The sequence below is a fragment of the Halorarum halophilum genome (genome assembly GCF_013401515.1).
GTDB classification, from domain to species: domain Archaea; phylum Halobacteriota; class Halobacteria; order Halobacteriales; family Haloferacaceae; genus Halorarum; species Halorarum halophilum.
On sequence record NZ_CP058529.1, the window covers coordinates 1624090 to 1636029 of the forward strand.

16 protein-coding genes are annotated in these 11940 nt (G+C 69.2%); 6 read left to right on the forward strand and 10 right to left on the reverse strand.

The annotated features are described in order from the left end of the window. Window positions 1-21 precede the first annotated feature (21 nt). Window positions 22-399, forward strand: coding sequence for a HalOD1 output domain-containing protein (locus HUG10_RS08270; protein WP_179169121.1), 378 nt, complete (start codon window positions 22-24; stop codon window positions 397-399). Here the strand turns inward: HUG10_RS08270 and HUG10_RS08275 are convergent. Both HUG10_RS08275 and HUG10_RS08280 read right to left on the reverse strand, forming a co-directional pair. After that, complete coding sequence (locus HUG10_RS08275; protein ID WP_179169122.1) at window positions 391-726, reverse strand: DUF7344 domain-containing protein; 336 nt, start codon at window positions 724-726, stop codon at window positions 391-393. The genes HUG10_RS08270 and HUG10_RS08275 overlap by 9 nt on opposite strands. A gap of 215 nt (window positions 727-941) precedes the next feature. Then, window positions 942-1871, reverse strand: coding sequence for a hypothetical protein (locus HUG10_RS08280; protein WP_179169123.1), 930 nt, complete (start codon window positions 1869-1871; stop codon window positions 942-944). Window positions 1872-1972: 101 nt separating this feature from the next. On the opposite strand from HUG10_RS08280, the gene HUG10_RS08285 reads away from it, so the two are divergent. Further along, complete coding sequence (locus HUG10_RS08285; protein WP_179169124.1) at window positions 1973-2371, forward strand: CopG family ribbon-helix-helix protein; 399 nt, start codon at window positions 1973-1975, stop codon at window positions 2369-2371. 32 nt (window positions 2372-2403) lie between these two features. Here HUG10_RS08285 and HUG10_RS08290 read toward each other — a convergent pair whose 3' ends face one another. The 5 genes from HUG10_RS08290 to HUG10_RS08305 form a co-directional block, all read right to left on the reverse strand. After that, window positions 2404-2613, reverse strand: a complete 210-nt coding sequence (locus HUG10_RS08290) for a hypothetical protein (protein WP_179169125.1) — start codon at window positions 2611-2613, stop codon at window positions 2404-2406. Then, on the reverse strand, window positions 2614-2835 hold the full coding sequence (locus HUG10_RS08295) for a zinc ribbon domain-containing protein (RefSeq protein WP_179169126.1): 222 nt from the start codon (window positions 2833-2835) through the stop codon (window positions 2614-2616). Window positions 2836-2900: 65 nt separating this feature from the next. Continuing rightward, window positions 2901-3818 (reverse strand): right-handed parallel beta-helix repeat-containing protein, encoded by a 918-nt coding sequence (locus tag HUG10_RS08300; RefSeq protein ID WP_321169544.1) that lies wholly within the window; start codon window positions 3816-3818, stop codon window positions 2901-2903. A 9-nt stretch (window positions 3819-3827) separates the two neighbouring features. After that, complete coding sequence (locus HUG10_RS22015) at window positions 3828-3950, reverse strand: hypothetical protein (protein WP_281375717.1); 123 nt, start codon at window positions 3948-3950, stop codon at window positions 3828-3830. A gap of 115 nt (window positions 3951-4065) precedes the next feature. After that, window positions 4066-5724 carry an acyl-CoA synthetase gene (locus HUG10_RS08305; RefSeq protein ID WP_179169127.1) on the reverse strand — a complete coding sequence of 553 codons (1659 nt, stop codon included), beginning with the start codon at window positions 5722-5724 and terminating at the stop codon, window positions 4066-4068. A 186-nt stretch (window positions 5725-5910) separates the two neighbouring features. On the opposite strand from HUG10_RS08305, the gene HUG10_RS08310 reads away from it, so the two are divergent. From HUG10_RS08310 to HUG10_RS08320, 3 genes are all read left to right on the forward strand, one after another. Then, window positions 5911-6888: an aldo/keto reductase gene (locus HUG10_RS08310; RefSeq protein WP_179169128.1), complete on the forward strand. Its 978-nt coding sequence runs from the start codon at window positions 5911-5913 to the stop codon at window positions 6886-6888. A gap of 184 nt (window positions 6889-7072) precedes the next feature. Beyond that, window positions 7073-7225: a hypothetical protein gene (locus HUG10_RS08315; RefSeq protein ID WP_179169129.1), complete on the forward strand. Its 153-nt coding sequence runs from the start codon at window positions 7073-7075 to the stop codon at window positions 7223-7225. 76 nt (window positions 7226-7301) lie between these two features. After that, the gene (locus HUG10_RS08320) at window positions 7302-7529 is read left to right on the forward strand and encodes a DUF7543 family protein (protein WP_179169130.1); all 228 of its coding nucleotides are present in this window, start codon (window positions 7302-7304) and stop codon (window positions 7527-7529) included. Between the two features lie 151 nt (window positions 7530-7680). Here the strand turns inward: HUG10_RS08320 and HUG10_RS08325 are convergent, their stop codons facing one another. The 3 genes from HUG10_RS08325 to HUG10_RS08335 form a co-directional block, all read right to left on the reverse strand. Further along, window positions 7681-8505, reverse strand: a complete 825-nt coding sequence (locus tag HUG10_RS08325; RefSeq protein WP_179169131.1) for a CBS domain-containing ParB/RepB/Spo0J family partition protein — start codon at window positions 8503-8505, stop codon at window positions 7681-7683. A gap of 181 nt (window positions 8506-8686) precedes the next feature. After that, window positions 8687-9460: a hypothetical protein gene (locus HUG10_RS08330; RefSeq protein ID WP_179169132.1), complete on the reverse strand. Its 774-nt coding sequence runs from the start codon at window positions 9458-9460 to the stop codon at window positions 8687-8689. Window positions 9461-9820: 360 nt separating this feature from the next. Beyond that, window positions 9821-11281 (reverse strand): DHH family phosphoesterase, encoded by a 1461-nt coding sequence (locus tag HUG10_RS08335; protein WP_179169133.1) that lies wholly within the window; start codon window positions 11279-11281, stop codon window positions 9821-9823. A gap of 111 nt (window positions 11282-11392) precedes the next feature. Between HUG10_RS08335 and HUG10_RS08340 the strand changes: the two genes are divergently transcribed. Then, on the forward strand, window positions 11393-11863 hold the full coding sequence (locus HUG10_RS08340; RefSeq protein ID WP_179169134.1) for a hypothetical protein: 471 nt from the start codon (window positions 11393-11395) through the stop codon (window positions 11861-11863). Window positions 11864-11940: the final 77 nt, after the last annotated feature.

Below are 11940 nucleotides of genomic sequence, written 5' to 3' on the forward strand. Positions count from 1 at the left end.
TGACCGGAGGAAACGCGAGCCATGAGCGAGGACAAGCCATACCGGGACGTGGGTACGCTGGGCCCAGAATCGACTGGGCACCCGGATCCCGACGTCACCACTGTACGGACCGACTGGAGAGCCACGGGGCAACCGAGTATCGCGGTCGTGGAGGCCGTCGCCGAGGCGACCGACCGCGACCCGCTCGACGTCGCGTCCCTGTACGACCACCTGGACACCGACGCCCTCGACGCGCTCGTCGCGTCGCCGGAGGACGGTACCGGGGCGGACGTTCGCGTATCGTTCACCTACGACGGGGTTCGCGTTCTCGTCGAGGGGACCGGCGAAATCACGGCGTTCGTCGATTCCAGTCGAGGTGAGCGATCGGATCAGAGTCTCGGAGGCGTCGACTCAGGGTAGTTCGTCGCCGACGAAGCGGACGAGTTTCTCAAGTCGGGGCGTGACGTAGTAGCGAACGGTGGCGCTGCGGACGTCGTAGTCGACGACGCCGGCCTCGGCCAACTTCGGGAGGTGGACGTGCAGTAACTCGATCCCGAGTTGCTCGCCGTTCGCGTACCGAGCGCGGTCAGAAGCGGGCCGACCACCGACGATGACGTCGATCAGTTCCTCGAGGCGAACGCCCGTCTCACCGTTCTCGATCAGGTACTGGAGGACCCGCCGTCTGGTCCGGTCGGTAGCCAGTTCTAGCGCGCGTTCGGTCGATATCACGTGCGTCTCGGTAGCCATTGGTAGTCCCCCCATGTTCGAACGGGACTTCGACGGGTGTGAACATGGACGCGTCCTAGGTGCACTCACAGGCCGAAACTACCGTCGTTGACCCGGATCGTCACGACATCGAGGAGAGCCCGTGCTCGGCCCGCGACGGTCGGGCTCGTCGCTCCCTCCGGAACCGGCGTCCGCCACCCACTGGGAGGCGCGTGTGACCGACGACGCCCGCCGACTCAGAACACGCCGAGCACGAAGCCGGCCCCCATGAGGACGAGGACGGCCGCCGAGACGGTCGGGAAGTGCTCGGCGTAGCGCTCCATCCGCTCCTCGAAGCGCTCGTAGCCCGCGACGAGCAGCAGCGTGAGCGCCGTGATGACGACGACGACCGTGCCGGCGTACGCCAGCATGAGGCCGAGGCAGTGGTCGGTACCCGCGCAGATGGCGATGATCTCGAACTCCTCCTCGTGGGCGAACCCGAGCACGAACGCCGAGACGGCGATGCCGGAGAGCCCCTCGTCCGCGGAGAGTTCCTCGTGCGAGTGGCCGGCGTGGTCGTGGGAGTGACCGTCCCCGTCGCCGACGAACGGGAGCGCCGACGCGAGGCGGGCGAGGAGTCCGCCGCGGGAGCGGTCGTGGTTCGCGTGGTCGTGGGAGCGACCGCGTCCCCCGGCTGGCGCGACGGTCACGCTGTCGTGTAGCCGGCCGGGACCGGTCGCAGCGGCTTCGTGACTGTCGTGCTCGTGGGACCGTTCGTGATCGTGGCCGTCCGAGTGCTCGTTGTCGTGCCCGTGGGAGTGACCCTCCCCGTCCCCGTGGGAGTGGCCGCCGCCGCGGTACTCGCGAACGCCGAGGAGGATCAGCAGGACGCCGGCGAACACGCCGATGGCGGAGCCGACGGGGACCCCCGCGACGTGGAGGGGTTCGCTCAACCCCCGGAGGTCGAGTCGCGCCTTCAGGAGGAAGAACGCGCCGACGACGACGAGGCTCGAGATCAGGTGGCCGACGCCGATGACGAGCCCCGCGATCAGGCCCGCCAGCCAGGCGTTCGTCCTGTCGAAGGCGTAAGCGGCGGCGACCGGCCAGCCGTGGCCCGGTTCCGCGCCGTGGACCGCGCCGAGCGCGAGCGCCCCGAGCAGGAGTCCCGGCGCGACGTCGTGGAGCATGGCCGGAAGTGGTCGCCGGGTACCTAAATCGGCTGTTATGAACCGAACGGGGGGACCGTAATACCGAAACGCGGAACCGGCGCCGGTGCGGAGGGGCGACCATGCGGACGAGTCTGAACGTTCCCGACGGGGCGCTCGCGGAGTTCGACGCCGTCGCGGAGGCCGAGGGGTTCGAGTCGCGTTCCCGGGCGGTCCGGGAGGCGATGGCCGAATACGTCGAGCGCCACAGCCGGCTGGAGGGGGCGACCGGGGAGGTCGCCGCGGTCGTCGCGTTCGACTACGTCCACGACGAGGTCATCCGCGACCTCCACGACGTCCAGCACGAGTACCAGGACGTGCTCACGACGACCTCGCACGTCCACCAGGACGGCTGGTGCCTGGAGACCGTGTTCTGCCAGGGCGACGTAGGGCGCGTCCGCGAACTGGTGTACCGCCTCCGCGACTTCGACGCCGTTCGGCGCGTTCGCGTCCTCTCGCTCGTCGACGGGGACGACCGGTAGTCCGTTCGAACTTGGGTGCGGCCGGTGCCCGGCTACGGCCGGTCGTTACGGTTCGCTCCCTGCTCGCCCCCGTCCGCGCTGCGCCCGTCCAGATCCTTCCGTGCGGCGCGTTCGGCGGACGAGCGGTCGGTGACGTTCGTCGCGTCCCGCTTCCGCTCGTCCCGAACGAACGCGTACAGGACGAGCGGCGCGCCGATGGCGAACACCAGGAACAGCAGGAGCAACGCGGCCTCGGCGGCCATCTACCCGAAGAACACGTCCACGAGGTCGCTCCCCGAGGAGCCGACGTCGCGGTAGAGCTCCGAGTAGCCGCAGTTCGTGCAGGAGACGACCCGGAACTTGTTCGTCTGGATGTCGAACATCTTCGACAGGCCGCCGCCCGTGGTCGAGATGCTCCCGACCTCGGCGTCCATGTGTCCGCACTTCGGGCAGCCGTCGTCGCGCGTGGAGGGCTCGGATGCCATGGTTCCGCGTTTCCTGTGAGGTGGGATAAGTTTTGGGCGTTCCTCGATGGGGGCGGGCCGTCGAATCACCCCGAGAGTGAGTTGTTCGCGACCCGGTTCCCCGACGACCTGACGACCGACACGCCGCGGGCGTTCTCCGAGCCGACGTTCCCGACGACCTCGTTGCGGTCGCTCGATATCAGGAGGATCGCCGTGTCGCCGCTCCCGCGGACGGTGTTCTCAGTGACCCGGTTCCCGTCGCAGGAGCGGAGGCGGACGCCCACCCGGTTCGACGCGGCGACGCTGTTCGAGACGACGTTCCCGTTCGAGCGGTCGGCGAGGAAGACCCCGTAGAACCGGTTCGAGACCCGGTTGTCGACGACTCGGTTCCCGGTCGAGCCCGACAGCCAGACGCCGGCGATCCGGTTTCCGTTCGCGGTGGTCCGGGTCACGACGTTGTCGTGGACGCCGATCAGGACGACGCCGAACTCGTTGTTCGACGCGGTGTTGTTCACCAGCGTGTTGTTCCGGACGCCGCCCTCGACGAGGTGGATGCCGTACAGCGCGTTGTCGGACGCGACGTTATTCGCCAGCGTGTTGTTCGCGCTCGATTCGAGGAGCGAGATGCCCCGGAGCCTGTTCTCGCGGGCGACGTTGTCCGCAACGCGGACGTCGCGGGCGTTCAACAGCGACAGTCCGACCCGGTTGTTCGCGGTCGTCGTCCCGACGACTGCGCCGCCCTCGACCCCGATGAAGCGGACGCCGTCGTCCCAGTCGGAGACCGTCGCGTTCCGCACGGTCACGTTCGAGAGGCGGTCGTCCCCGTCGGCCCGGACGACGACCCCCGCGGTTCCGAACGTCCCGACGCCGTCGATACGGTGGCCGCCGCCGTCGAGGACGACGTCGCTCGACCTGATTCGGATGCACGTGGACGCCTCGCTGTCGGTGAGGTTCGCGGCGAGTTCGTAGCTTCCCGGTCGGGTGATCTCCGTACAGGAGTCGATCGTCGTCGCCTAGCGGGAGTCGGGTGCCGACCCGTCGGAGCGAAGCAGGGACGGGGCGCCGACGGCGCTCACGGACACGAGCACCAGCGCCAGCACGACCGCGCCCGAACGGACGGCGTCGACGTCGGGCATCCCGTACGGGTTCGACGCGGACGTCGAAAGGTCTGACGCGAACCCCGTTCGAGTCCGACGCCCGACGGACCCTAGTTCGACTCGCTCGCTCGCTCGACTCTCCCTGTCTAGGACCCTACTCGCCGAACTGTTCGACCTCGCGCTCCCGGAGTTCGATGCGTCGCGTCTTCCCGGAGGAGGTCTTGGGGAGTTCGTCGACATACTCGACCCGGCGGGGATACTTGTACGGCGCCGTCTCCTCCTTCATGTACTCCTGCAACTCGCCGGTGAGGTCCTCCGAACCCGTGTAGCCGTCAGCGAGGACGACGTACGCCTTCACCACGTTCCCGCGCTCGTCGTGCGGTGACGCCACGGCCGCGGCCTCCGCGACCGCCTCGTGGCTCACCAGCGCGTCCTCCACCTCGAACGGACCGATGCGGTAGCCCGCCGAGAGGATGATGTCGTCCGCGCGACCCTCGAAGAAGAAGTAGCCGTCCTCGTCGCGGCTCGCGAGGTCGCCCGTCCGGTAGTAGTCGCCCGAGAACGTCTTCTCGTCGAGCCGGGGCTTCTCGAAGTAGCCGTCGAAGATGCCCGGGTTGCCGACCGGGACGGCGATCTCGCCGATCTCGCCAGTCTCGACCTCCGTCTCCTCCTGAGTGTCGATGATGGTCGTGCCGAGGCCGGGCGTCGGCTTGCCCATCGATCCCTCCTTCACGTCGATTCCGGGGTAGTTCGACACGAGCGCGACCGTCTCGGTCTGCCCGTAGCCGTCCCGCGGCGTGATGTCGAAGGCGTCCTGGAGCGCCTCGATGGGCTCGCGGTTCAGCGGCTCGCCCGCCGAGAGCGCCTCCGTCAGGTCGAGGTCGTACCCGGAGAGGTCCGTCTGGGTGAACATCCGGTACTGGGTCGGCACGGCACACAGCCTGGTCACGCCCTCCCGCTCCATCACCGAGAGGAACTCGTCGGCGTCGAAGTCGCCCTCGTAGAGGAGCTGTGAGGCGCCCACCGTGAGCCCGACGCCGACCGGCGACCAGAACCACTTCGCCCAGCCGGTGCCGGTCGTGGCCCACAGGAACTCCTCGTCGAGGTCGACGTCTTCGGAGCCGTCGTCGCCCGGTACCGCGGTGCCCTCGGCGCTGACGCCCCACCAGTACGGCGCGTTCACCAGCTCGAAGGCGCGCATCCAGCGGTGCCGGTGGAGCACCGGCTTCGGCTGGCCGGTAGTGCCGGAGGTGTAGTTGATGCTCATCGGGTCCTGGGCGCCCACGTCGGGGCCGTCGTGCTCGCCGGACTGCCCGTCGAGCAGGTCGGCGAACGACTCCCAGCCGTCCGCCTCGCCGTCGAGCACGATTCGCGTCTCCAGGGGCGCCTCGTCAAGGATGGGTTCGACCATGTCGGTCAGGTCGGCGTGGGCCACCATCGTCGTCGCCTCGCAGTCGTTCGCGCGGAACCCGAGGTCCTTCGGCTTGAGCATCGCCGAACACGGCACCAGCAGCGCGCCGCGCTTCAGGACGCCGAGCTGGATCGCGAAGGCGTCGGGGTGGCGCGGCAGCAGGTGCATCACGCGGTCGCCCTCGCCGACGCCCAGGCCCGCCAGCGCGTTGGCGAAGCGGTTCGCGTCGCGCGCCACGTCGGCGTACGTCCGCTCCTCGCGCGTCCCCTCGTCGTCGAGGAACGTCACCGCCGTCCGGTCGCCGTGGGCCTCGGCGTGGCCCTCGACGACCGACGGGAGGTTGTAGTCGTCCGGGATGTCCCACTCGAACGTGGAGACCGCCTCCTCGTACGAAACTGCCATGGGGGAGGGTGGAAACTGCGGAGGTTAATCGTTTGGGTCCCCCTGATTCGGTCGACGCTGGTTGCCAGCCAATCCACCCCTGCCGGACGTGGGGTTGATCGAAGGCAGTCGAACGGATCGACACTCCCTGGACCCGCGGTCGCCCCGACGCCCGGCTTTTTCGTCCCGGAGGTCGACACCGCACCCATGGAGTACACCACGCTGGGTGACACGGGAATGGAGGTGTCCCGGATCTGCCTCGGCTGCATGAGCTTCGGCGACGTCGACTGGCGCGACTGGGTCCTCGACGAGGAGGAGGGGATCGAACTGGTCGAGCGGGCCATCGACCTCGGGATCAACTTCTTCGACACCGCGAACATGTACTCGGAGGGCGGCTCCGAGCGCGTGCTCGGCGACGCGCTCGCCGATTACGACCGCGACCGCTTCGTCGTCGCGACGAAGGGCTTCCACCCGATGCGCGAGGACGACCCGAACTCGGGCGGGCTCTCGCGGAAGGCCGTCGAGCAGGAACTCGACAACTCGCTCGACCGGCTGGGCATGGACACCGTGGACCTCTATCAGACCCACCGCTGGGACTACGACACGCCCATCGAGACGACGATGCGCGCGCTCGACGCGGCCGTCGACCGGGGGAAGGCGCGGTACGTGGGCGCCTCGTCGATGTGGACCCACCAGTTCGCCGACGCGCTCCGGACGAGCGAACGCCTCGGCCTCGAGCGGTTCCACACGATGCAGAACCACTACAACCTCCTCTACCGCGAGGAGGAGCGCGAGATGCTCCCGTTCTGCGAGCGGGAGAACGTCGGCGTCATCCCGTGGTCGCCGCTGGCGCGCGGGTGGCTCGCCCGCCCGCACCAGGAGGCGCGGTCGACGACGCGGGGCGAGTCGGACTCCTACGCCCACCAGCACCCGTACCTCGAGGGCGGCGGCCGCGAGGTGAACGAGCGCGTGCAGGAGCTCGCGGCCGAGAAGGGCGTGAAGATGGCCCAGATCGGCCTCGCGTGGCTGTTCGACAAGGACGTGGTGGACGCGCCCATCGTCGGCACCACCAGTATCGAGCACCTGGAGGACGCCGCGGAGGCGCTCGACGTGAAGCTGTCCGCGAGCGACGTGGCGTACCTGGAGGAGCCGTACGAGCCGGTCCGGGTGTCCGGCCACGAGTAGGTCGAGCACGGATCAGCCCGGTCGGAGACCGCCTCCTCGCCGATGGGACGGTTTCGGGGGGACGCACTCACGCGGTTTCCCGCCGATCGTAGTCATCCTATAGTTACCGTTTAACGACCAGTTGCAACGGTTCGGCGACCGATAATGGACTCATTACTAACTCGGTAGGGACCAGTTCACACCCATGGGGTTCGTATGGGTGTCCCAGTTCGAGTGTGCATCGTGCGGCGCGCGGGAGGCGACCACGCGGCTCGAGTACGACGACCTCGGGTACGCCGTCTGTCCGGGCTGTGGCCGGAACGGGAAGCCGGCCCCGAAGCAGGTGGCCGGCCAGTAGCCGATCGGTAGGCCGGTCGGGCCGGATCCGGCGTCGAACCGGCCGATTGACGGGGCCGCGTCGCGAGCGGACGCGCATGAGCTGGCAGCGCGTCGACGCGGCGGGACCGTACGACGAGTACGAGCGCGCGGACGGCCTGGCCACCGTCAGGGTCCGCGAGCGACCGGGCGGCGGCTTCGCCGTCCGGCTCGACTGTCTGAGGCAGGCCCCCGACGGGCCGGAGTACCGGCGCGAGACTGCCGACGACCGGGAGACAGCCGACGCGCTCGCCGAGGAGTGGATGGACGCGTTCGACGGGGAGTAAGTGACGTGCACGCCCGAATGGAAATTATAACTGGCGCGCGTGACGCGACCGCCTCCGGGAGCGAGCAAACGCGCGCGAGAAGTCCGAATGGAAACCCTCGAAAACTGAGGCCGGGAACCGGCCTTTCCGTTCCCCGATAGGACCCGACGACCTACTCGTTCTGGAAGCGCTTCGTCGTCTCCACCAGCGGGTGCCTCGCGTAGTCGACCACCTCGATGTCCGCCAGCGAGGAGAGCCCCTCCTTGCGCGCCGTCTTCTGCATGCCGAGGTCGATCTCGTCGTCGATGACGATGACGTAGGCGTCCATCTCGTCGATGTCGGCCCGGTCGGCGGCCATCACGCGGTGGTGGCCGTCCGCGAGCACCAGCGTCCCGTCGTTGTCGATGACGACGAGCGGTTCCGCGAGGCCTCGCTTCAGTTCATAGTGGCGCCCCTCCAGTTCGTCGGCGTACACCCGCGCCTGGGTGGGGATGAGGTCCGCGAGTTCCACCGTCCGGCGCTCCTCGGACACGGTGACGCCGTGGATCTCCTCGAGCGTCCGCATCAGTTTCCCGACCTTCTCGGGGGTGGCGCGCTCGATCTGGCTCCGAACAACGTCCGTGTTGGAGATGATGCCGACGAGGTTGCCCGCGTCGTCGACGACGGGGAGCTTCTGAATGCCCGAGCGGAGGATGACCCGGGCGGCGTCGGTGACGTTCATCTCCGGGTGGGCGACGATGATGTCGTCGGTCATCACCGTGAACAGCGGCGCGTCGGGGTCGGCGAGCAGCAGGTCGCTCGCGCTGACGAAGCCGACGACCGTCCGGCCGTCCGTGACCGGGAAGCCGTTGTGCCCGTCGCTCTCGACCACCTCCTTCGCGACCTCCCGAACCGTGTCGTCGGGCGACACCGTCGCGACGTCGCGGGTCATGTACTCCTTGACCTTGGCGCGCCGCGTGTCGAGCGAGAAGTCGTGGTTGCCGGATGAGCTACTCATACGAACCTGTCGCGGCGTGTGTGCGAGCGATCGGGCTCGATCGTCCGGGGGTGTAGTACGTCCATGTGCAACGTTCCGCGGGGCCGGGTCGGCGGCGATGCCGTCCGGTTCACGCCGGAACCTCACGCTCCAGGGGTATCAACACTTAGGATTGCCGTGCGCCCGGATCGCCGGGCCGCGATCAAGCCCACGTGACGGACTCGATCGACGCGTCCCACCGGTTGACGCGCACGTCCCCGGCGGAGTGCGCGACCTCGCCCTCCCACGTCCCCAGGGGGCCGAGTTCGCTGGCCCGCCGTTCCGACAGGATGCTCCCGTCCGCGTGCCACCACGTGACGGAGAGTTCCACCCGAACGTCGGACGTGTTGGCGTTGTCGATGCGGAAGCGGACCGCGTCCACGCCGGACTGGTCGTTCCGGTCGTACCTGGCGAACACGCCCTGCCTCGGCGGTCGTGACGGCGTTGGGGCCGGCGTCGGCGTCTCGCGCGTCCCCGTCGGCACCGTCGTCTCCGTGGGTGTCGCGGTCTCCTGGCGCGTCGACGTGGACGTCCGGGGATCCGTGGGCGACGGCGTTTTCGGGGCCGGCGGTGCGTCCCCTGGAGTCGATACGTCCGAGGATACCTGCGACCGGGTCGTTCGCGGCGTCCCGGTCGAGACGGTCGTCGACTGCGAGGTACCCGTCGGCGTCGGGGCCGTCGGTGGCGTTCGACCGCTCGTCGGCGTCCGGACGGACGTCGGCCGCCCGGTCCGGGCGTTCGAACGCACCCCGGTGGCAGGCGCTGTCGACGTGTTCCCGTCGGCCCCGGTAACGGAGGTGACCGGGGGGTTCGCCGCCCTGACGGTCCCGTCTCCCGCGGTTCGCTCGGCGTCGTCCCCCACGTCGGCGGCGCATCCGGCACCGACGAGCAGTCCGCCCACCCCGACCGCGCCGAGGAGGACGTCCTGACGGTTCATATTTCAGGATCGGGAGCTGGTGAGATAAGCGTTGGCCGCGATTATCCATCTTGAGAACCCGGTCCGGCCGATCCGCCGCCCGCATCGACGCGGCGCTCGGAGATGGGATTCGTAGGCGGGAAAAACGGCCCCGGGACACGCTCATGACACCGCGCAGTAGGGCCGTTTCGAGCACGCCCGAACGTCGACCGGGTGCTCCATGCTGTCATGGGACGCGATCGTGCATAATACAACCGATTCGAGCAGTACTGACGGATCCTGTGCATCGGGAGGTCCGATTCTCGCGGTCCACGGGACGATCGAGTCGCGACGGCGGCGGCGCGGATTGCATCCGGGGTTCCGACGACCGCTGCCGGACGGTCAGTCGTCCTCCTCTCCAGGGAAGGTGACGATCCGGTCCACGTCGTGGGTCGGCGCCGAGGGGGCGTCCGCGAGCGTCTCGAAGAAGCGGCCGGCGATGACGTCTCGGACGATCTCGGTCATCGACTCGGTCTCGTCCTCCACCTCCCCGAGGATGCCCAGCGGTACCTGCGCGCCCGCCATGTCGGCGTGTCCGCCCGCGCTGCCGATCTGGTCGAGGGCGTCGCGGAGCGTCTCGCCGAGGTCGAGATCCGTCCCGCGCGTGCGCCCCGAGACGTACACCGTCCCGTCCGTGAACCCGTACACGAGCGTGGTGGTCACGCCGTCCATGTCGAGGAGCTTGTCCGCCGCCTGGGCGAGCGCGTCGCGGTCCGACAGCTCGCCCACGCAGGAGGCGGTCGCGTCCCCGCGCGTCTCGCGGTTCCGGATCGCCCGCGCGATCGTGTCGAGCACGTCCGAACTCACGCTCGGGGACTCCACCTTGGCCAGCACTTCCGGGTCGGTCTGCGGGAGGAGGAACGCGGCCGCGTCGAAGTCGGCGTCGGCGGTCTCGCGGGTGAAGTCCTTCGTGTCGACGCGGATCCCGTACAGCAGCGCGGTCGCGACCTGCTCGTCGGGGGCCAGGCCGAACCGTTCGAGGTAGTCGGCGAGCAGCGTCGACGTGGCCCCCACGTCCGAGCGGATGTCGATGAACGTCGCCTCGATCGGCATCCGCGGCGGGTGGTGGTCGACCACGACCACCGGCCTGATCTCCCTCGGCAGGCTGTCGTTCACGCCCGGGCGGGAGTGGTCCACCAGCGCGAACGCGTCGTACTCCTCGCGCGGATCCATCCCGGGGTCGAGGTTCCGCATGTCCAGGTCGAGGAGGTTCACCAGCGCGCGGTTCTCCTGGTGGGAGATGTCGCCGTAGTAGCACGCCTCCGCCTCGACGTCCGCGAACTCCGCGAGCCTGACCAGCGCGATCGCAGAGGCGATGGCGTCCGGATCGGGGTTGTCGTGGGCGACCACCGCGAGGGGACCGTCGACGTCCCGGAGCGCCCGCAGGAGCTTCCACATCCGCTCTGCCGGCTCGCCGCGCGAGGACGCGAGCACCCTGTCGGCGACGAGTCCGACGGGGTCGACGAGGCGATCCGAGAGGTCGGCGAGCTCCTCCCGGTCGGCCCGGTCGGCGTCGTCCCCGACGTACGAGAGGATGAACGCCTCCGGGAAGCGGGACCGTGCGAGCGCGGCCATCGTCCGGTTCCTGCTCGTGGAGTCGTCCGCGACGACGACCATGTCGGCGTGGTCCGGGTAGGTGGACGCGTCCGTCGGGTCCGCTTCGACCGCGCCCACGCTCTCCTCGCGGAGCGCCGTCACTCGGCCGCGGTCGTCGGTGATGACGTGGAGTTCGTCGGGGCCGCCGGCCAGCGACGCGACGATGTCGTGGCCGACCGCTCCGCACCCGAGGACGAGCCGACGCATTACAGGATGAGGACGTGACCGCGTGGGAAAACCCTACCGTACTCCGCCGCCTGCCGATTTCCCCCTCCGGTCGTGTCAACAATTAAATCGCGAGCCCGAGAATCGCTCCGGGTGAAGCGGACGTCCAGACGCGCCCTCCTCGCGGGCGTCACGACGATCAGCCTCGCGGGCTGTCTCTCCGTCGGCGAGGACCGGGGAGCGTCGGTCCTCGGTCACGTCGTCGTCGTCAACCGCCACGACGAGGACGAGACGGTCGACTTCCGCGTCCGGTGGGACGACGAGGTGGTCCACGAGTCGACCCACGAACTCGAAGCGCGGGGCGAAACCGCCGACGACGACGTGGTTCCCGCGCGAACGTGGCCGGACGAACCCGGCCGGTTCACCGTCTCCGCTCGAACACCGGGTGAGGACTGGCGAACGGTCGATCCGGCCGATCGTGACTACCCCGACTGCTACGGCGTCCTCGTCGAGGTCGACCGCGACGGCCGACTGGGGATAGCCGTCTCGACGAACGAGGACGAGTGCTCCGAGGACGCGCTCGAACCCGGGCGACGGGCGAACGAATCGGCCAGCCACGGCTGATCGCGGCGCGTAGAACGCGAACGAAAACGGGATCGCGAACGAACCGGGAACGGAGCAGGACGGCGGCTGGCCGACGG

Bases quoted from the DNA above. Each gene is read 5' to 3' on its own strand.
- HUG10_RS08270 (WP_179169121.1), top strand. From the start codon at position 22: ATGAGCGAGGACAAGCCATACCGGGACGTGGGTACGCTGGGCCCAGAA.
- HUG10_RS08275 (WP_179169122.1), bottom strand. From the start codon at position 726: ATGGCTACCGAGACGCACGTGATATCGACCGAACGCGCGCTAGAACTG.
- HUG10_RS08280 (WP_179169123.1), bottom strand. From the start codon at position 1,871: ATGCTCCACGACGTCGCGCCGGGACTCCTGCTCGGGGCGCTCGCGCTC.
- HUG10_RS08285 (WP_179169124.1), top strand. From the start codon at position 1,973: ATGCGGACGAGTCTGAACGTTCCCGACGGGGCGCTCGCGGAGTTCGAC.
- HUG10_RS08290 (WP_179169125.1), bottom strand. From the start codon at position 2,613: ATGGCCGCCGAGGCCGCGTTGCTCCTGCTGTTCCTGGTGTTCGCCATC.
- HUG10_RS08295 (WP_179169126.1), bottom strand. From the start codon at position 2,835: ATGGCATCCGAGCCCTCCACGCGCGACGACGGCTGCCCGAAGTGCGGA.
- HUG10_RS22015 (WP_281375717.1), bottom strand. From the start codon at position 3,950: ATGCCCGACGTCGACGCCGTCCGTTCGGGCGCGGTCGTGCTGGCGCTG.
- HUG10_RS08305 (WP_179169127.1), bottom strand. From the start codon at position 5,724: ATGGCAGTTTCGTACGAGGAGGCGGTCTCCACGTTCGAGTGGGACATC.
- HUG10_RS08310 (WP_179169128.1), top strand. From the start codon at position 5,911: ATGGAGTACACCACGCTGGGTGACACGGGAATGGAGGTGTCCCGGATC.
- HUG10_RS08315 (WP_179169129.1), top strand. From the start codon at position 7,073: ATGGGGTTCGTATGGGTGTCCCAGTTCGAGTGTGCATCGTGCGGCGCG.
- HUG10_RS08320 (WP_179169130.1), top strand. From the start codon at position 7,302: ATGAGCTGGCAGCGCGTCGACGCGGCGGGACCGTACGACGAGTACGAG.
- HUG10_RS08325 (WP_179169131.1), bottom strand. From the start codon at position 8,505: ATGAGTAGCTCATCCGGCAACCACGACTTCTCGCTCGACACGCGGCGC.
- HUG10_RS08330 (WP_179169132.1), bottom strand. From the start codon at position 9,460: ATGAACCGTCAGGACGTCCTCCTCGGCGCGGTCGGGGTGGGCGGACTG.
- HUG10_RS08335 (WP_179169133.1), bottom strand. From the start codon at position 11,281: ATGCGTCGGCTCGTCCTCGGGTGCGGAGCGGTCGGCCACGACATCGTC.